Below are 19,066 nucleotides of genomic sequence, written 5' to 3'. Positions count from 1 at the left end.
CGGTCGAATGGGGGTCCGGGCCGGTCAGGACGCGGGCGCCGACCGGCGTACGGCCTCCCGTGCGGCGGCGGGGTCAGGGACACGGCGCCCGGACGTGAACACGAGCCGGGACCCGGCGGAGAGGACGGCAGGGCATGGGCGAGCTGATCGCGGTCACCGGGGCCACCGGGCGGATCGGACGGCGGGTGGTGCGGCACCTCGCCGAGGCGGGCGCCGACGTCCGCGCGCTGGGGCGCGACCCGGCGAGACTGGCCGCGCTGCCGGTCGCCGACGGCCGGACCGCGTCCTACGACGACGCCCCCGGAATGCGGGCCGCCCTCGACGGCGCGACCACGCTCTTCCTGGTGTCGGCCCACGAGGCGCCGGGCCGGGTGAGGACCCACGGCACCGCCGTGGACGCCGCCGTGGCCGCCGGGGTGCGGCGGATCGTCTACCTCTCCTACCTCAACGCCGCTCCGCACGCCACCTTCACCTTCGCCCGTGACCACTGGCACACCGAGCAGCGCATCCGCTCCACCGGTCTTTCCTTCACCTTCCTGCGGGACAGCACCTACCAGGCCGACCTGGTCGCCATGACGTCCTCCGAGGGCGTCCTGCGCGGTCCGGCCGGGGACGGGCGCGTGGGCGCCGTCACCCACGACGACATCGCCGACGCGGCCTCGGCGGTGCTGCTCGGTGACGGGCACGACGGCGCCACGTACGACATGACCGGTCCCGAGGCGCTGAGCTTCGACGAGATCGCCGCCGCCCTCACCCGCGCGTGCGGCCGCACGATCACCTACCACCCGGAGACCCGCGAGGAGGCGTACGCCTCGCGCGCGGTCTACGACGCCCCCGAATGGGAGGTCGAGGGCTGGGTGACCTCGTACGAGGCCGTGGCCGCCGGGGAGATGGACGACGTGTCCGACGACGTGCGCACCCTGACCGGGCACCCGCCGCAGTCCTTCGCGGACTTCCTCGCGGCCCACCCGGAGAGCTACCGGCGCCTCCTCGCCTTTTGAGCCGCCGACCCGCGGCCCGCCGGACCACCACCCACCACCGCCTCGAATCGCTCGCGCGTTCGATTGTCGTCTACGCTGGAACCATGACCGCCGTACGACCCCACCTCCCGGGATTCCAGGGCTCCCTCTTCGACCAGGGCTCCGACATCGGACCCGGTCCCCTCGACGGCGTCCGGCGCACGGAGCTGGGCGACGGCGCCTGGGTCGACCACCTGCCCGGCTGGTTCCACGGCGCCGACGCCCTCTTCGAGGAGCTGGTCACCGGCGTCCCCTGGCAGGCCGAGGAGCGCACGATGTACGACAACGTCGTGGCCGTCCCACGGCTCCTCGCGTCCTACCGGGAAGGCGCCCCGCTGCCGCACCCCGCGCTCACCGAGGCCCGCGAGGCCCTCGACGCGCACTACGCCGACGAGCTGGGCGAACCGTTCGTGACGGCCGGGCTCTGCCTCTACCGCGACGGACGCGACAGCGTCGCCTGGCACGGCGACCGCACCGGCCGCTCCTCCACCCAGGACACCATGGTCGCGATCCTCGCCCTCGGCGACCCGCGCGACCTGGCCTTCCGCCCGCGCGGCGGCGGCCCGGTGGCCCTCCGCCTGCCCTCGGGCCACGGCGACCTCCTCGTCATGGGCGGCTCGTGCCAGCGCACCTGGGAGCACGCCGTCCCCAAGACCAGCCGCGCCGTCGGCCCCCGCATCAGCGTGCAGTTCCGCCCGCGCGGGGTCCGCTGAGCGCGGGGGCGAGCGAGCCGGAGGGCGCCGCGCGCACCGAAGGGGAGACCGCGCGCAGTCCGTCGAGGAACGAGCGGGCGGGCGCCTCGGCCGTCGAGGCGCGGAAGGCGCCCGCAGGCGGGTCGAGCCCCCCACATAAGGGCGTCAGCGCAGCTGGCGGCGCACCAGCTCGTGGAACAGACCGCCCGCGTCCGCGAGGAGCTCCGCGGGAGTGCCCTGCTGGACGATCCGGCCGTCCGCCATCGCGATCACCCGGTCGGCGCCCATGACCGTGGAGAGCCGGTGGGCGATCACCACCCGGGTCGCGGCCAGCGCCTTCGTGGACTCGATGACCACCCGCTGGGCCTCGTTGTCGAGCGCGCTGGTCGCCTCGTCGAGGAAGAGGATCCGCGGCTTGCGGATCAGGGCCTGGGCGATCATCAGACGCTGCCGCTGTCCGCCGGAGACGGTGCCGCCGCCGTCCGACAGCATCGTGTGCAGGCCCATCGGCATGGCCTTGACGTCCTCGGCGAGCCCCGCGAGCGTCACGGCCTCCCACGCCTCCTCCAGCGTGTACGCCTCCGCGCCGCGCAGGCAGTCCAGGATCGACCCGGTCAGCGGCCGGGCGTGCTGGAGGACCACCCCGCACTGGCGGCGCACCGCCGCCTGGTCGAGGGCGGCCAGGTCCTGGCCGTCGTACAGCACGCTTCCCTCGGTCGGCCGGTCGAAGCCGATGAGGAGCCGCAGCAGGGTCGACTTGCCGCAGCCGCTCGCCCCCACGATCGCGACGAACTCGCCGGGCCGCACCGCCAGGTCGATGCCGTCGAGGACCAGCGGGCCGTCCTCGCTGTAGCGGTACGACAGCTGCCGGGCCTCGATCGCGCCGCTGAGCACGCCGGGCCGCGCCGCCCCGCCGCGCACCTCGGGCTCCGCCCGCAGGATGGGCTCGACCTGCTCGAAGACCGGCAGCACGGCCGCGACCGACAGGAGCGCCCCGGTGAGCTGGGTGACCGAGGACAGCAGCATCGTCAGGGCGGTGGAGAAGGTGAGGAACCCGGCCGCGGACAGGCTGCCGCGGGCCGGGCCGGCCAGCAGCACGAACATCACCAGGCCGCACAGCGGCAGGCACACCGCGCCGAGCACCGTCAGCGCGTTCTGGATCCGGCCGGCCCGCTGCTGGAGCACCCGGGTACGGGCGAACTCCCGCGCCCAGGCCGCGTACGCGAAGCTCTCGGCGGCGGCGACCCGCAGCTTCGGCAGCCCCCGCAGCGTCTGGAAGGCCCGGTTGTCCAGTCGGTTGCCCAGCTCGACCAGCCGTCTCTGGTAGCGCAGCTGCCACAGGCCGAGTCCCAGGAACACCGTCGCGACGACCAGCAGCAGCGCGAGCGCCACCAGCGCCAGCGGCACGCTGTGGACGAACAGCAGGACCAGGTTGGTCACGCCGACCGTGCTCGCCTGGAGGCACACCGGCGCGACCCCGGCCAGCATGCGCCGGACGGCGCCGATGCCGAGCGCCGCGTTGGCCAGCTCGCCCGTCGAACGCCCGGTGAAGAACGTCGTCGGCAGTCTGAGCAGCCGGTCCCACACCGCCGGCTGGAGGGTGGCCTCGATCCGGCCCTCCATGCGCAGCAGGGAGACGTTCTGCAGCAGCATGAACGCGGCGGACACCACGGCGGCCGCGACGAGCGCCATCGAGGTCTGCACGATCAGGTCGCGCTCGGCCGCGGGGACGTACGCGCCGAGGACCCGCCCGGTCGCCACCGGCACCGTCGCGCCGAGGACCACCGCCACGAGACCGCCCACGAGCAGGTCGCGCAGCTCCTGGCGGGTGCCGCGGAGGCTGAAGCGCAGCAGCCGGGGCAGCCCGAGGCGGCCCTCCGGCAGCGGCCGGTAGAACATCACGGCGCGCCGCTCGAAGGCGGCCTCGTTCGCCTCGTCGATCCGCTCCCGGCGCCCGCCGGCGCGGTCCACCGCCACGTAGCGGCCGCGCCGCCACAGCAGCGCGACCGGTGCACCGTCCGCCTCGCGGCGGCCCACCAGCGGCCCGCAGTTCTCCCGCCACCAGCGTCCGCGCAGCCCGACCTCGCGGGTGCGGATCCGGGCGGCGAGCGCGATGCGGTCCACCGGGTCGGTGCGCTCCTCGCCGGTCCCCGCCGTCGCGGAGACGGCCGAGGCGACCGAGTCAGGCAGCGCGATCCGGGCCTCCGCGGCCACCAGGCGGCACACGGCGAGGGTGGCGTCGGTGCCGTCGCCGCGCCGGTCCCGCCCGCCCGGACGGCCGAGGGCGGCGAGCAGCGCCCGGTCCGCCTCGCTGCCGGCCGCGCGGCCCGCCGCGAGGCCGGCGGCCGTCCGGTCCTCCTGGGCGCGTTCACGCTCCTCGATCCAGTCGTCGAGCGCGTACAGCAGCCGGTACTGCTGCTCGACCATGCCCTGCCACAGCACCGGGTCGACGAGCAGCGTGCCGGCCGCCTCCGCCTCGTAGGCAGCGCCGTAGGCCAGGCCGCCCGGCGTGACGTGCATCCACACGACCTCGTCGTCGGCGGCGCCCCGCGCCTGCCCGAACCTGCCGTCGAGCGGAGCCTCGTACAGCACCCGAAGGCCCCGGCCGATACCGAGCGCGAAGGCGTCCTCCAGCGGGCTCGCGACCGGCGCGCCGACCGGGGAGCCGGCCGGCGCGGCCGTCCCGTACCCGTCGTACGCCCCGTAGCCGCCTCCCTGGTCCTCGTACCAGGAACCGCCCCAGGCCCCGCCCCAGCCGCCGCCCTGCTCGGGCACGGCCCCGTACTCCGGCCGCCGCAGTTCGCGCAGTTCGATCCGGCGCAGCAGGCACTCCTGGGAGGGCCGGCCGACCAGGGTGTGCCGGGGGCCCTCGGCGGGGCCGAGCAGCAGCGCGCCCGCCTCCACCCGGCCGAGGAAGTGCCAGGCGCCGGCGTGGGCGGCGTCGACGGCGAACAGGTCGAGGCTGCCGTGGACGACCAGCCACAGCACGGACGGGCCTTCCAGGGGGAGGCTGCGCAGGCCCGAGCCTTCCACGGGCGCGCCGAGGGCGCCGAGCGCGGTGAGCACCGGGTCGGACGCCGGGGCGGTCGCGGCGGCCGTGGCGGGCGAGGGGGCCGGGAACGGGGTCGGCGAGGTCACGTCAGTGCTCCTTGACCAGGTCGGCGTACGGGCCGCCCGCGGCCAACAGCTCGGCGTGCCGGCCGCGCTCGACGACCGTGCCCCGGTCGAGGACGAGGATCTCGTCGCTGTCCCGCACGGTGCTGAGCCGGTGGGCGATCACCACGCACGCGCAGCCGCGCCGCCGCAGGTTGTCGATGACCTCGCGCTCGGTCACCGCGTCCAGGGCGCTGGTCACCTCGTCCAGCACCAGCACGCTCGGGTCGCGGACCAGCGCCCGCGCGAGCTCCAGGCGCTGGCGCTGGCCGCCGGAGAAGTTCCGGCCGTCCTGCTCGACCCGGCTGTGGATGCCGCCCGGCCGCCGGGACACCACGTCGAGGACGGCGGCGTCGGCGAGCGCGGCGACCACGGCCTCGTCCGGCACGGACGGGTCCCACAGCGCCACGTTGTCCCGGACGGTGCCCTCGAAGAGGAAGACGTCCTGGTCGACGAAGGCGACGGAGGCGGCGAGCGCGCCGCGCGGGATGTCCGCGAGCCGCATCCCGTCGATCCGGACGGTGCCCTCCCAGGGGGCGTACAGGCCGGCGATCAGACGGGACACCGTCGACTTGCCGCTGCCGGAGCCGCCGACCAGCGCGACCTGCCGGCCGGGCCCGACCGAGAGCGAGAAGCCGGTGAGCAGCGGAGGGTCCAGCGGGCTGTAGCCGAAGGTGACGGCGTCGAGTTCGACGTGACCGGTGAGCCGGCGGGCGCCGCCGGCGGGCTCGCGCCGGGTGTGGACGGGGTCGACGGGGAAGTTCTCGACGTCCTTCAGCCGGGCGACGTCGGCGGCGAAGTCCTGGGCCCGGCCCGCGACCGCGCCGAGCCGGGCGATCGGCGTGGTGAAGCCGGTCACGAGGGTCTGGAAGGCGACGAGCAGACCCACCGTCAGGTGGCCCTCGACGGCCCGCAGTCCGCCGATCATCAGGATGAGGGCGCTGTTCAGCGCGGCGAGGGTGGGTGCGACGATCGCCAGCCACGCGCTCGGCACCCCGAGCCGCTGCTGCACGTCGAGGGTGACGGCGTGCTGCCCGGACCAGCGGCGGAAGAAGCCGTCCTCGCCGCCCGTCGCCTTGATCGTCTCGATCAGCTGGAGACCGCCGTACGAGGTGTTCGTCAGCCGGGCGCTCTCGGCGCGCAGCTTGTGGGTGCCGGTGGCCCTGACGCGGACCGCGATCCGCAGGGCCACCACGTTGAGCAGCGCGACACCGACACCGACGACGGTGAGCTGCGGGTCGTAGGTCCACAGCAGCACCGCGTACAGCAGCACCACGACCGCGTCCACGCCGGCCGCGGACAGGTCGCGGGCGAGGGTCTCGGCGACGGAGTCGTTGGACCGCAGCCGCTGCACCAGGTCGGCCGGGCTGCGCTGCGCGTAGAAGGCCACGGGCAGCCGCAGCAGGTGCCGCAGGAAGCGGGCGCCGCCCAGGGTGGAGGAGACGATCCGCCCGCGCAGCAGATTGGTCTGCTGCAGTGCGGTGAGCACCGCCGTGAGCACGAGCGCGGTCGCCATCGCCGCGAACAGCACCCCGAGCAGCGAGTCCTGGCCGCCGATGAGGAAGGTGTCGATGTACGTACGGCTCAGGGCCGGCACCCACGCGCCGACGGCCACCAGCAGGATGCTGGAGAGCACCGCGGCGGCCATCGTGCCCGAGGTGCCGCGCAGCCGGACCGGCAGGGCGCCGAGCACACCGGGCCTGCGGCCGCCGGGGCGGAAACCGGCACCCGGCTCGAAGACGAGGACGATGCCGGTGAACGCGGTGTCGAACTCCTCCATGGGCACGAAGCGGCGGCCCTTGGCCGGGTCGTTGACGTAGACCCCGGTCCGGCCGAAGCGGCGGCCCATGCCGTCGTAGACGACGTAGTGGTTGAACTCCCAGAACAGCACCGCCGGGGCCGCGACCTCGGCGAGCGCCGCCAGGTCCATCTGCATGCCCTTGGCCTGGAGCCCGTAACCACGCGCCGCCTTCAGCAGGTTGCTGGCCCGTGAGCCGTCCCGGGAGACGCCGCAGGCGATCCGCAGCTCCTCCAGCGGGACATGGCGGCCGTAGTGGCCGAGGACCATCGCGAGCGCTGCGGCGCCGCACTCCACCGCTTCCATCTGGAGCACCGTGGGGGTGCGGACGGTCCGGGGACGGCCGCCCCCGAGGACGGGACGGCGCCGGGGCGCGGGGCGGCGGCGGGGCGCGGGGCGGCGGCGGGCCGGGGAGGTCTTCTTGCGCGGGTTCAGCCGGTTCACGGGAGCAGCCAGTCGACGGGGCGTTGCGAGGAGAGGTGGACGGCGCCGGTGACCGGCGTGCCGGAGTCGTCGGCGTCGGGGCGGCCGCCGGAGCGCTCCAGGGTCACGAGCACCGCCACCGGGCTGCCCTGCCGCGTGAAGTGCGCGGCGAGGCCGTCGTCGCCGAGGAAGCCGCCGATCTGCGCCCGCGTCTGCGGCGCGCGGCCCACCGAGCCGACCCGGCCGCGCAGCACCGCGCCGCCGCCCCCGGCCACCGAGGGCAGGGTGACGTCGACCCGGGCGCCCGTCCGGACGGTGCCGGTCGCGCCGGGCGGTACGTACAGGACGGCCACGAGGCGGTCGTCGCCACCGGTGACGCGTTCGACGGTCGCCACGTCCGCGCCGGTCGCCAGGACGGCGCCCGGCGCCACGTGCAGCGCGGCCAGTCGGCCGCCGGCCACGACGCGCACCGGCCGGTCGCCCCGCTCGGTGCGGACGACGGCGAGCGGCTGACCGGGGGAGACCCGGGCGCCCTCGGCGACGAGGAGCTCCGTCACCTGTCCCGCGACCGGGCTCTGCAGCAGGTACCGGCCCTCGGGCCGGGTGAGGATCCCGGGCGCGCTCAGCTTGGACGTCACCGTGCCGGTGAAGGCCCACACGCCGGCGACGGCCATGACGAGGACCGTGACGGCCAGGACGAGACGGCCCTGGGGCCGGGCGAACCGCACCGGCAGGTCGAGTTCTTCGGGCGACTGCAGCTTGGACAGGGCCTTCTGGCGGAATTGCATGGACTGTTCCTTCGACTGCCTGTGCTGCGCTGCGCCGTGAAGAGCGGCGGGGGGCCGTGGACCCCGGGGCGCTCCCGCGCCCCGGGGTCCACGGACGGGTCTGCTCAGAGACCGGCGAGACCGGTCACGGCGGCGGTGTTCACCGAGACGCCGGTGATGCCCTGGGCCAGGCCCGGGACGCCGGTGGCGATGCCCTCGACGGCCTGCACGGACTGCAGGGAGCCGACGGTGCCGAGCAGGGTGGCGACGTCACCGGTCGCGGCGCCGGCGAGACCGCCGTTCACGCTGATGACACCGCCGGAGACGGCGTCGAGGGCGTTGTCGTCGAGCTCGAGGGTCTCGATGTCGTTACGCATGGAGCGCACCTTTCGTCAGGGTGGGGGGAATCCGAATGCCGCGGCGCGGCAGATCAAAGCACGCGAACGGGTGGCCGTTCCACTTCGGTTGACGCCCTGTCAGGCTCGTTCCTGCACGTCGGGAGACCGGCGTGCAGCATGTTTCACGCGATGGCGACAACTTCTCCGCGAAACGGAGTAACAGATTCCAGCGGTCCGTTGCGCTCGGTGGAGGAATCGGGTGAAGCACGACAGAAGGGCCCGGCCGGCTGTGCCGGACCGGGGAGCGGCACAGGAGGCCGGCTTCGCGGCACGTACACAATGTGCGGGTTCCCGGCAGAGAGCGGGAACGGCGCGCGACCCGAGGGGCAGGGCGGGCGCGGACCGGGCGGGCGCGAGCGGCGCGGGCGGGGCGGGCGGGGCGAGCGGCGCGGGCCCGGCGGGCGGGGCGGGCGGCGCAGGGATCGGCGGGCGGGGCGGGCGCGGGCGGTGCGGGGCCCGTGCGAGGCCGGGCCACCCGGCCCGGACCGGACGCGGCCGTCACAGCCACCCGGAGCGCTGGGCCTGCAGCGCCATCTGGAACCGGTTCGCCGCGCCGAGCCGCGCCATCAGGACCTGGAGGCGCCGGAACAGGGTGCGGCGGCTGATCCCCAGCTCCCGGGCGATGACCTCGTCGCTCGCGCCTCCCGCGAGCAGCCGCAGCAACCGCCGGTCGGCCGGCGGCAGACCGGCCGGGCGCGCGGTGCGGCCGTGGAAGGGCAGGGCGCTCCGCCAGGACTGCTCGAACAGCGCCACCAGCGCGGACAGCAGCCCGCACGGCTGCACCACGAGGACGGTGTTGACCACGTCCGCCTCCTGGATCGACAGCGACACCAGGGCGTACGCCTCGTCGATGATCAGCAGCTTGACCGGCACCGACGGCAGCACCCTCGCCTGCTCGCCCGCCTCGATGCACGGCTCGATCACCGTGGCCAGCTTCCCCGGGTGCTCCAGCGAACCCTGCGAGTAGACCACCCGCTGCGTCACGCCCCGGGCGAGCGTCGCCAGCGCGTCCTCGGTGGCGCCCGCGATCGGGACGTACGGCGGCGAGTCCAGCTGCCGGATCTGCTCCCGGGCGCTCGCCCATGCCTGCCGCATCCGGGGAGCGATGGCGTCCCCGGTGACGACCTCCACGAGGTGGTCGTTGTACGCCGCGAGCCGATGCCGCCGGAACGACTCGAAGGCACCGCCCACCGCGATCCTCGACTCCTCCAGCTCCGCCGCCCGGTGCCGGGCCAGGATCTCCAGACCCGCCGCCGGCGGCACCGGCGCCACCATGTCGCCGTCCTCGGCGGCGGCGCTCGCCAGGCCGGCGCCGACCAGCTCCCCGTACGCCGCCGTGAGCTCCGCACCGGCCAGACCGGCCGCCCGCCCGATCGCGCCCAGCGGCGCGGGCGCCGCGTCGAGCAGGGCCAGATAGACCCGGCGGGCCGCCTCGCCGACACCGAGCAGCCGCAGCGCCTCCCCGAGCCGCCCGTCGCTCATGCGCCCGTCGCGTTCCTCACGCGCCCGTCCCGTCCCCATCCGTCCGTCCCTTCGTCCCGCCCCGCATTATCGGCCCGCCCCGCTCCCCGTGTGGCCGATCAGTGCCACTGGCACTTCCCGGCCCCGCACGGCCGTCCGGCGGGCTACGGTCCGGGGGCCGACACAGCGCACACACCCACTCGACGAAGGGGCACTCGTGGCCAAGCGCCGAAAGAACGGTCTGTACACGGAGATCTCCGAGGAACTGTCCGCCCTCATGCGCACCGGCTGGGCCGACACCGAGCGGCACGACCTCACGCCCGACGAGCAGGCCCCGTACGCGGCCCGCCGCCGCGCCGCGCTCTCCGCCCGCTTCCCGGGCGAGCGCCTCGTGATCCCCTCGGGGAACCTCAAGACCCGCTCCAACGACGACACCTACCCGTTCCGGCCCTACTCGGGCTATGTGCACATGACCGGCGACCGGACCCGCGACGGCGCCCTCGTCCTGGAGCCGCGCCCCGGCGGCGGACACGACGCGTACTGCTACCAGCTGCCGCGCGACAGCCGGGACACCGACGAGTTCTGGATCGGCTACCACGCCGAACTGTGGACGGGCCGGCGCCGCTCCCTCGCCGAGTCCGCGCGCGTCCTCGGCCTCGCCTGCCGCGACGTGCGCACCGCCGCCGAGGACCTCGCCGCCTCCACCGTCCCCACCAGGATCGTCCGCGGCATCGACCCGGCCCTCCAGGCCGCCGTCACCACCGACGAGGAGCGCGACGCCGAGCTGGAGGAGGCGCTCGGCGACCTCCGGCTCGTCAAGGACGCCTGGGAGATCGGCGAGATGCGCAAGGCCGTCGACTCCACCGTGCGCGGCTTCACCGACGCCGTCGCGGAGCTCTCCCGCGCCGTCGCCACCTCCGAGCGCTGGATCGAGGGCACCTTCTTCCGGCGCGCCCGCCTGGAGGGCAACTCCGTCGGCTACGGCTCCATCTGCGCGGCCGGCGAACACGCCACGATCATGCACTGGACCGACAACGACGGCCCCGTCCGCCCCGGCGACCTGCTGCTCCTCGACGCGGGCGTGGAGACCCACACCCTCTACACCGCCGACGTCACCCGGACCCTCCCGATCAGCGGCACCTTCACGCCCGTGCAGCGCCGCGTGTACGAAGCGGTGTACGAGGCCCAGGAGGCCGGCATGGCCGCGGTCAAGCCGGGCGCCGCCTACCGTGACTTCCACGAGGCGGCCCAGCGCCACCTTGCGGCCCGCCTGGTCGACTGGGGCTTCATTGAGGGCCCCGCCGAGCGCGCGTACGCCCTGGGACTCCAGCGCCGCTTCACCATGGCCGGCACCGGGCACATGCTCGGCCTCGACGTCCACGACTGCGCCGAGGCCCGCAACGAGGACTACGTCGACGGCGTCCTCGAACCGGGCATGGTCCTCACCGTCGAACCGGGCCTGTACTTCCAGCCCGACGACCTCACCGTGCCCGAGGAGTGGCGGGGCATCGGCGTCCGCATCGAGGACGACCTGCTCGTCACCGAGGACGGCCACGAGAACCTCTCGGCCGCGCTGCCGCGCTCCGCCGACGAGGTCGAGGCATGGATGGCCCGCACCGCGGGCTGACCACCGGCCGGCCCGCCGCCCCGCCCCCGCCGCGGGGCGCGGGCGCGTCACCGGAGCGGCGCCGCGCCACGGGGGCGCGGCGCCGCTCCCGTACGCCGCTCCCGTACGCCGCTCCCGTCCCCACGGGCCCGCACGCCCGGCCTGCGCCGCCCCCGACCCGGGGCTAGTGTCGATACATAGGCCATAGGTGCGCCGGCGCTCCCGCGGCTTGGCGGTTCTCGCAGCCCCACAGCCCCGCGGTGGAGGGACCCGGGGCGCGCGGAAGGAGCCCGCCATGACCCGAATCGTGCGAGCGGCGATCGCCCTCACCGGAACCGCCGCCCTCTCCCTGGGCTTGCTCGCCACCAGCGGCGCGCAGGCGACCGGCCAGGCGGCCGCCCAGGAGGACGTGAGGATCGGACTGCTGCTGCCGGAGAGCAAGACCACCCGGTACGAGAAGTTCGACCGGCCCTACATCGAGGCCAAGATCAAGGAACTCGCGCCCGGCGCCCGGATCGACTACTACAACGCGGCCGAGAGCGCGACGACCCAGCAACAGCAGGTCAACACCGCCCTCGCCAAGGGCAACAAGGTCCTCATCCTGGACGCCGTCGACGCCAAGTCCATCCAGTCCTCCGTGGACAAGGCCAAGCGGGCCGGCGTGAAGGTCGTCGCCTACGACCGCCTCGCCCAGGGCCCGGTCGACGCCTACGTCTCGTACGACAACCGCAAGGTCGGCGAACTGCAGGGCAAGGCGCTCCTCGACGCGCTCGGCGACCGCGCCGGCGACGGCGAGATCGTGATGCACAACGGCTCGCCGACCGACCCCAACGCGGCCGAGTTCAAGGCCGGTGCGCACTCCGTCCTGGACGGCAAGGTGAAGATCGGCAAGGAGTACGACACCCCGAACTGGGACCCGAACAACGCCAACCAGCAGATGTCCGGAGCCATCAGCGCGCTCGGCAAGGACCGGATCGTCGGCGTCTACTCGGCCAACGACGGACTGGCCGCCGGCATCGCGACCGCCCTCAAGGCCGCCGGCATGAACGTGCCCCTGACCGGCCAGGACGCCCAGCTCGACGCCATCCAGCGGATCCTGCTCGGCACCCAGACCATCACCGTGGAGAAGCCGTACAAGCCGGAGGCCGACATCGCCGCCCGGATGGCGGTCGAACTCGCCGAGGGCAAGCCGCTCTCCAAGGACCTGACCCCCACCACCGTCACCAGCGGCAGCGGCCAGAAGGTCCCGGCCACCCTGCTGACCCCGGTCGTGGTCGACAAGGACAACATCAAGGACACGGTCGTCAAGGACGGGCTGTACACGGTCAAGGAGATCTGCACGCCCGCCTACGCCGACGCCTGCAAGAAGGCCGGACTCCAGTAGCCCGGAGCCTCGCCACAGCCCTCACCCGTATCCCGCCGAGGAGGCGGTCGCGGTGCCGGAAGCACCAGTGCTGACACTGCGGGGGGTCTCCAAACGGTTCGGCGCGGTCCAGGCCCTGTCGGACTTCGACCTCGAGGTCCGCCCCGGTGAGGTCGTCGCCCTCGTCGGCGACAACGGCGCCGGCAAGTCGACCGCCGTCAAGGCCATCGCCGGAGTGAACCCGCCCGACGACGGCGTCATCGAATGGCAGGGCCGGCCGGTCACCATCCACCGGCCCCACGACGCCCAGAACCTCGGCATCGCGACCGTCTACCAGGACCTCGCGCTCTGCGACAATCTCGATGTCGTCGGAAACCTCTTCCTCGGCCGGGAGCTGCGCCGCTTCGGCGTGCTCGACGAGGTCCGCATGGAGCAGCGCGCCCGCGAGCTGCTCGACACCCTGTCCATCAGGATCCCGTCGGTCCGCATCCCCGTCGCGTCCCTCTCCGGCGGTCAGCGCCAGACGGTGGCCATCGCCCGGTCCCTCGTCGGCGACCCGAAGGTCGTCATCCTCGACGAGCCGACCGCCGCGCTGGGCGTCGAGCAGACCGCCCAGGTCCTCGACCTCGTCGAACGGCTCCGCGAGCACGGTCTGGGCACCATCCTCATCAGCCACAACATGGTGGACGTGATGGCCGTCGCGGACCGGATCGCGGTGCTGCGGCTCGGCCGCAACAACGGCGTCTTCGACAAGCGCTCCACCACCACCGAAGAGATCATCTCCGCCATCACCGGGGCCACCGAGAGCGCCGTCACCCGCCGCCAGGCCCGGATCCGCGAGGAGCGGGAACAGCGGGGGGAGGAGACGCCATGAGACGCTCCCGGGACTCCCAGGGCCCCGAGAACCCGCTCGGGCACGGCAGCGCCGCGCAGGAGCCCGCGCCCGAGGCCGTGCCCGCCGTCGACAGCCGGCTGATCGTCCGGGAGGAGGGCCTGCGCGGCTACGCCGGCGAGGTCCGGCGCAAGCTCCGCAGCGGCGAGCTGGGTTCGCTGCCGGTGGTCGTCGCCGTGATCATCATCTGGACCGTCTTCGGCACCCTGGACAGCGCCTTCCTCTCCGCCCAGAACCTCTCCGACCTCAGCCAGCAGATCGTCGGCACCGGCATGATCGCCGTCGGAATCGTCTTCGTCCTGCTGCTCGGGGAGATCGACCTCTCCGTCGGCTCCGTCAGCGGACTGTGCGCGGCGATCTTCGCCGTGCTCAACGTCCTGAACGGCATGAACGAATGGCTGGCGCTGCTCGTCGCCGTCGCCGGGGGAGCGGCCGTCGGCCTGATCCACGGCTTCTTCTTCGCGAAGGTGGGCGTGCCCGCGTTCGTCGTCACCCTCGCGGGCAACCTCGCCTGGAACGGGCTCATGCTCCAGGTGCTCGGCACCACCGGCACCGTCAACATCCCGGCCGAGAGCGTCGTCTCCCGGCTGTACTCGACCCTCTTCCACAGCCCCGCCGCCGCGTACGTCACGGCCGCCGTGGGCGTCGGACTGTTCCTGCTCGCCTCGCTCCTGGACGCGCGCCGCCGGCAGGCCGCCCGGGTGCCGTTCCGGCCGGTCGCCGAGATCGTGCTGCGTACGGTCGTGCTCGCGGCCCTCGCCTTCGCCGCCGCCTACATCCTCAACCGCTACCAGGGCCTGCCCCTGGCGCTGCTGATCTTCCTGATCCTGCTGGTGCTGCTCGACTTCGTCCTGCGCCGCACCCGCTACGGGCGGCAGATCTTCGCGGTCGGCGGCAACATCGAGGGCGCCCGCCGGGCCGGCATCAGCGTGCCCTTCGTCCGGATGAGCGTCTTCACCATCGCCGGCACCATGGCGGCGATCGGCGGGGTCTTCCTGGCCGGGCAGATCCAGTCCGCGAGCCAGACCTCCGGCGGCGGCAACCTCCTGATGAACGTGATCGCCGCCGCCGTCATCGGCGGCACGAGCCTGTTCGGCGGGCGCGGCTCGGTCTGGTCGGCCCTGCTCGGCGCCCTGGTGATCGGCTCCATCCAGTCCGGCATGAACATCATGGGCGTCAGCAACGCCGTCCAGTTCATGATCACCGGTTCCGTGCTGCTCGCCGCGGTGGTCGTCGACTCGCTGTCGCGGCGCAGCCAGAAGGCCGCGGGACGCGCCTGAGGCCGGGCGCGCCCGCGGCACGGTGGCTCCGGGCCGGGCTACGGCTGCTGGAGCACCGTCTCCGGATGCTCCGGGCTACGGCTGCTGGAGCACCGTCTCCGGATGCTCCGGGCTACGGGTGCTGGAACACCACCTCCGGATGCTCCGCGCTCGGCCCGTTCAGGAGGGCCTGCGGACGGCCGCGCAGATGCTCGTCGAAGAACGCGGCGAGGTAGGCGCGCGTCACGCCCAGCGCACGGCCGGCCGGGATGGGGCCGGCGGGCAGTCCGAAGTGGTGCTGGATCACCGGGCCGTCCGAGAAGCTGAAGTGGTCCGACCCCGACACCGTCAGCCAGCGCTTCCAGCCGCCGAGTGCCCGCCAGGTCTCGTCCCAGCTGGTGTCCTCTCCGCCCGGGCGGTGGAACTCGTCCGTGCCGAGGAAGAGGAACGGTCGGCCGCCCAGGCCGTCGGCCGGCAGCGCTTCCCAGAAGGAGCCGTCCATGTTCACCCCGGCGTCGACGCGCCGGTCCGCGGCCATGGCCGTGGCGGCGGAGGCGCCGCCGATGGAGTGCCCGGCCATGCCGATCCGCGACCGGTCGATCGCCCGAGCCGCGTACCGCCAGGCGGGCCTGGGGCCGGTCAGCCGGTCCAGGACGAAGCGGACGTCCGCCGCCCGCGCGGCCGTCACGTCCCGGCCCTCGGCGCGGCCCTCCTCCAGCGCGGTGCAGGCCGCACAGGTGAGGATCCGGCCGCCCGGGACGGCCGTGCCCGAGGTCTCGTAGGCGTGGTCGACGGACGCGACCACATAGCCGCGCGACGCGAGGTCCACGGCGACGTTCGTGAGCGTGAACCGGGGCACCCCGAACCCCGGCGACAGCACCACCAGCGGATGCCGGCCCGGCGCGGGCCGCGCGTCCGTCGCGGTGTACGTGCCCATGCCGGCCAGGGCGCGTACGGAGCCGGGGTCGGTCACGCCCACGCCGCTCAGGAGCAGCCGGGCCTCCTCCTCGGTCGCGTACGGCGCGGGACGGCCCGACGCGCGGCGCGCGGCGGGATAGTGCAGCGTCACCATGAGCTCACGGCCGTCCGCCGCGGGCACCCAGGGGTCGGGCCGGGACCGGTCGACGAGGTGGACGATGGTGCCGCCGACCCCGGACCGCCCGGTGGGGGCGGGGAGTTCGAGCGGGACGGAGGCCGCCCGGGGGGAGGAGCCGGCTGCGATCGAGACGGGCGTGACGGAGGAGGCGGCGGGGGAGGAGTGGGCGCCGGAGGGGGCGGGGGCGGGGACCGGCGTCAGGGCCGGCGCCGCGGTGGCCGCGGAGGCGGGGAGGGCGGTCAGGGGTAACGCGACCGCGCAGGCGAGAAGGGCGGCAGCGGCCGCCCGAGTCGGCTTGATCATGCCGAGGACGTTACGGCGCGGCCCACCGCGCCTGCGTCAGACCACGGTCGGAGCCCGCCGCGGCGCCGTCACCCGCAGGGCGGACGTCTCCCTCCGCCCTGCGGATGCGGTCCGCGGACCGTTCCGGGATCCTGGACGGGACAGGGGGGCCATCCGAGGAGGGCCGCGATGTCCGTGATGGACAAGCTCAAGCAGATGCTCAAGGGGCACGAGGACCAGGCGGGAAAGGCCGTCGACAAGGGCGGTGACTACGTCGACAAGAGGACGCAGGGCAAGTACAGCGGTCATGTCGACACCGCCCAGGAGAAGCTCAGGCAGCAGCTGGGCGACACGCCCCAGCGGCCCCCGGAGGAGCCGCCCCAGCGGTGACCCGGGAAGGGCGCGCGGCCGCTGTCCGGCCGCGCGCCCCGTTCCGCCCCGCCCGTCCCGGGCGAGCTGTCAGGACTCCTGCGAGACGTCGCCCACGAGATCGCCCACCTGGGTGTGCGGGAGGGTACGGGCGATGTCCGCCTGGGCGATGATGCCGACCAGGATGTGACCGTCGATGACGGGCACCCGCCGGATCCTGTGCTCGCTCATGACGCGCAGCACCTCGCTCGCGTCGTCGTCGACGGAGACCGTGACGATCTCGCCCTGGGCGAGGTCGCCGGCGGTGCACCGCGCGGGGTCCTTGCCCTGGGCGACGACCTTCACGACGATGTCACGGTCGGTGAGCATGCCCTTCAGCCGTTCGTCGGGCCCGCAGACGGGCAGGGCGCCCACGTCGAGCTCGACCATCTTTCGGGCCGCGTCGACGACGGTCTCGCTCGCCTTCACGCAGGTCGCGTCCGCGGTCATGATGTCGCGTGCGGTGGTGGTCATGGGTGCTGCCCCTCCTCGTGTCGTGGTGGGCTCGGAAGGTCCGCCGCCGTGCGGGCCGCGCCGTCAGCCGGCGCGGTCCTCCAGGGCGCGGACGATCGCCGCCGAGAAGGCCTCCAGGTCACCGGGCCTGCGGGAGGTGATCAACGGATGTCCGCCGGAGGTGTCCACGACGACCTCCTTGTCGCGCCAGGCGGCTCCCGCGTTCTCCAGGTCCGTGCGGAGCGAGGGGTACGAGGTCAGCTCGCGGTCCCGGACCACCCCGCTGTCCACCAGGAGCCACGGGCCGTGACAGATGGCCGCCACGGGCTTTCCCGCCTCGGCGAAGGCCGAGACCAGCCGCTGCGCCCGGTCGTCGACGCGCAGCCGGTCGGCGTTGAGCGTGCCGCCCGGCACGACGACCGCGTCGTACTCCTGCGCGGAGGCGTCCGCGAAGGTCATGTCCGGTTCGACGACCGTGCCCGGCCGTCGGTCGGACACCACCGTGAGGACGGGCTCCTTGCGCTGCGCGGCGACCGTGACCCGGGCGCCGGCCTCGCGCAGCGCCGCCACGGGCTGGTTCAGTTCGTCCTGCTCGGTGCCGTAGTTGGTGGTGAGGACGAGCACGTTCATTCCGTCGAGCGTCACGGTCGACAACTCCTCATCGGTCCGGATGCCGTTGCGATTGCGCCTCGCCGCCCGGCGGTCCTCCGCCGGGCGAGGGGGCCTTTCCACGCCGCTGCCCGCTCGGGCGGCCTTCATGCGCGGCCCGTGACCGGCCGGCCGTCCGTCCCCGGCGGCCTCGCCGTGACCGCCGGGCCCTCGCGGAGGGCCCTCCCCGGGCGGTCCCCGCGGGCGAGCCCTCGCGCACCTCCTGTGGAACGATTCGTGTCAAACCATCCTGAAACGGGAATCCTGTCCTCAGGACGCTCGACTGACGGACCCCGCCGCCGCCCCGCGCGCGGCGCAGGCCCATCGCCACCGTCGAAGGAGCCTCATGTCCACCCGCACCGCCCGAACCGACACCAGCACCAGCAGCGCCACCCGGCCCGGCTCACAGGCCGCGGCCGTACGCCGCCAGGCGCTGCACGGCCTGCCCGAGATCGACCGGCCGACCCAGGTCTCCACGGACGACGCCCAGACGCTCTCGGCCTCGCTCCTCACCCGGCTGCGGGAACTGGAGGAGGGCACACCCGAGCACGCGTACGTGCGCAACACGCTGATCGAGCTCAACCTGAGCCTGGTCCGCTTCGCCGCCCGTCGCTTCCGGAACCGCCCCGAGCAGCGGGAGGACATCGTCCAGGTCGGCACCATCGGCCTGATCAAGGCCATCGACCGCTTCGACCCCACCCGGGGCATCGAGTTCTCGGCGTTCGCGCTGCCGACGGTCGTGGGCGAGATGAAACGATTCTTCCGCGACACCAGTTGGGCCGTCCGGGTCCCACGGCGGCTCCAGGAGCTGCGCGTCGACATGGCCAAGGCCGCCGACGTGCTCGAACAGCGGCTCGGCCACCGCCCGACCCGCGCCGAGGTCGCCGCCCACCTGGACCTCCCCGAGGACCGGGTCGCCGAGGGCGAGCTCGCCGCCCGCGGCTACACCGCCCACTCCCTCGACGTCACCGTCGCCGAGGACGACGCCCCCCGCGACAGCTCGCGCCGCCTCGCCACCGCCGAGCCCGCCTACGAACTCATCGAGGACTTCGAGTCGCTCAAGCCGCTCATCGCCCGTCTGGGCGAACGCGACCGGCAGATTCTGTCGCTGCGTTTCGGCGAGGACCTCACCCAGGCGGAGATCGGCGAACGGCTCGGACTGTCCCAGATGCACATCTCCCGCCTGCTCACCCGCATCCTCGACGAGCTGAGGGCGGGCCTCCTGGAGGACGGGGACGAGCCCGCGACCACCGACGGCTGAGCGCGGCCCGGCCCCCGGACCCGGGCCCCCGGCCCCGGGAGTCCCGGCCGGACCGACCCGGCCGCGTTTCCCTCTCGGTCACCCGGG

General features: G+C 74.3%; 16 protein-coding genes. 8 read left to right on the top strand and 8 right to left on the bottom strand.

Annotated elements, in window-relative coordinates; genetic code table 11:
• Positions 1-134 precede the first annotated feature (134 nt).
• Together ABD954_RS02100 and ABD954_RS02095 are read left to right on the top strand one after the other, a co-directional pair.
• Positions 135-1,001, top strand: a complete 867-nt coding sequence (locus tag ABD954_RS02100) for an SDR family oxidoreductase (RefSeq protein ID WP_345483985.1) — start codon at positions 135-137, stop codon at positions 999-1,001.
• Positions 1,002-1,084: 83 nt separating this feature from the next.
• Positions 1,085-1,732, top strand: coding sequence for an alpha-ketoglutarate-dependent dioxygenase AlkB (locus tag ABD954_RS02095; RefSeq protein WP_345483984.1), 648 nt, complete (start codon positions 1,085-1,087; stop codon positions 1,730-1,732).
• A gap of 144 nt (positions 1,733-1,876) precedes the next feature.
• Here ABD954_RS02095 and ABD954_RS02090 read toward each other — a convergent pair whose 3' ends face one another.
• The 5 genes from ABD954_RS02090 to ABD954_RS02070 form a co-directional block, all read right to left on the bottom strand.
• The gene (locus ABD954_RS02090; RefSeq protein ID WP_345483983.1) at positions 1,877-4,849 is read right to left on the bottom strand and encodes an NHLP bacteriocin export ABC transporter permease/ATPase subunit; all 2,973 of its coding nucleotides are present in this window, start codon (positions 4,847-4,849) and stop codon (positions 1,877-1,879) included.
• Between the two features lies 1 nt (position 4,850).
• Positions 4,851-7,097, bottom strand: coding sequence for an NHLP family bacteriocin export ABC transporter peptidase/permease/ATPase subunit (locus tag ABD954_RS02085; protein WP_425584104.1), 2,247 nt, complete (start codon positions 7,095-7,097; stop codon positions 4,851-4,853).
• 5 nt (positions 7,098-7,102) lie between these two features.
• Positions 7,103-7,873, bottom strand: coding sequence for an HlyD family efflux transporter periplasmic adaptor subunit (locus ABD954_RS02080; RefSeq protein WP_345483982.1), 771 nt, complete (start codon positions 7,871-7,873; stop codon positions 7,103-7,105).
• A gap of 104 nt (positions 7,874-7,977) precedes the next feature.
• The gene (locus tag ABD954_RS02075) at positions 7,978-8,229 is read right to left on the bottom strand and encodes a hypothetical protein (RefSeq protein WP_345483981.1); all 252 of its coding nucleotides are present in this window, start codon (positions 8,227-8,229) and stop codon (positions 7,978-7,980) included.
• Positions 8,230-8,748: 519 nt separating this feature from the next.
• Positions 8,749-9,732, bottom strand: coding sequence for a helix-turn-helix transcriptional regulator (locus tag ABD954_RS02070; protein WP_345483980.1), 984 nt, complete (start codon positions 9,730-9,732; stop codon positions 8,749-8,751).
• A 196-nt stretch (positions 9,733-9,928) separates the two neighbouring features.
• On the opposite strand from ABD954_RS02070, the gene ABD954_RS02065 reads away from it, so the two are divergent.
• From ABD954_RS02065 to ABD954_RS02050, 4 genes are all read left to right on the top strand, one after another.
• The gene (locus ABD954_RS02065) at positions 9,929-11,338 is read left to right on the top strand and encodes an aminopeptidase P family protein (RefSeq protein WP_345483979.1); all 1,410 of its coding nucleotides are present in this window, start codon (positions 9,929-9,931) and stop codon (positions 11,336-11,338) included.
• 274 nt (positions 11,339-11,612) lie between these two features.
• A complete protein-coding gene (locus tag ABD954_RS02060) occupies positions 11,613-12,701 on the top strand; it encodes a substrate-binding domain-containing protein (RefSeq protein ID WP_345483978.1) in 1,089 nt (362 codons plus the stop codon).
• A 52-nt stretch (positions 12,702-12,753) separates the two neighbouring features.
• Positions 12,754-13,554 carry an ATP-binding cassette domain-containing protein gene (locus ABD954_RS02055; protein ID WP_345483977.1) on the top strand — a complete coding sequence of 267 codons (801 nt, stop codon included), beginning with the start codon at positions 12,754-12,756 and terminating at the stop codon, positions 13,552-13,554.
• The gene (locus ABD954_RS02050; protein WP_345483976.1) at positions 13,551-14,852 is read left to right on the top strand and encodes a sugar ABC transporter permease; all 1,302 of its coding nucleotides are present in this window, start codon (positions 13,551-13,553) and stop codon (positions 14,850-14,852) included. The genes ABD954_RS02055 and ABD954_RS02050 overlap by 4 nt, the downstream gene beginning before the upstream one ends.
• Positions 14,853-14,964: 112 nt before the next feature.
• On the opposite strand, the gene ABD954_RS02045 is transcribed toward ABD954_RS02050, so the two are convergent.
• Positions 14,965-16,230: an alpha/beta hydrolase family protein gene (locus ABD954_RS02045; protein ID WP_345483975.1), complete on the bottom strand. Its 1,266-nt coding sequence runs from the start codon at positions 16,228-16,230 to the stop codon at positions 14,965-14,967.
• 168 nt (positions 16,231-16,398) lie between these two features.
• Here ABD954_RS02045 and ABD954_RS02040 point away from each other — a divergent pair, with 168 nt between their 5' ends.
• A complete protein-coding gene (locus ABD954_RS02040) occupies positions 16,399-16,599 on the top strand; it encodes an antitoxin (protein WP_345483974.1) in 201 nt (66 codons plus the stop codon).
• Positions 16,600-16,668: 69 nt separating this feature from the next.
• On the opposite strand, the gene ABD954_RS02035 is transcribed toward ABD954_RS02040, so the two are convergent.
• Positions 16,669-17,091 (bottom strand): CBS domain-containing protein, encoded by a 423-nt coding sequence (locus ABD954_RS02035; RefSeq protein ID WP_345483973.1) that lies wholly within the window; start codon positions 17,089-17,091, stop codon positions 16,669-16,671.
• Between the two features lie 63 nt (positions 17,092-17,154).
• Complete coding sequence (locus ABD954_RS02030; protein WP_345491906.1) at positions 17,155-17,700, bottom strand: type 1 glutamine amidotransferase domain-containing protein; 546 nt, start codon at positions 17,698-17,700, stop codon at positions 17,155-17,157.
• A gap of 364 nt (positions 17,701-18,064) precedes the next feature.
• Here ABD954_RS02030 and ABD954_RS02025 point away from each other — a divergent pair, with 364 nt between their 5' ends.
• On the top strand, positions 18,065-18,979 hold the full coding sequence (locus ABD954_RS02025; RefSeq protein WP_345483972.1) for a SigB/SigF/SigG family RNA polymerase sigma factor: 915 nt from the start codon (positions 18,065-18,067) through the stop codon (positions 18,977-18,979).
• Positions 18,980-19,066 lie beyond the last annotated feature (87 nt).

Source organism: Streptomyces roseoviridis (genome assembly GCF_039535235.1).
GTDB lineage: Bacteria > Actinomycetota > Actinomycetes > Streptomycetales > Streptomycetaceae > Streptomyces > Streptomyces roseoviridis.
The sequence above is the reverse complement of the archived record's forward strand: the minus strand, read 5'-3'. Positions and strand labels throughout refer to the sequence as shown.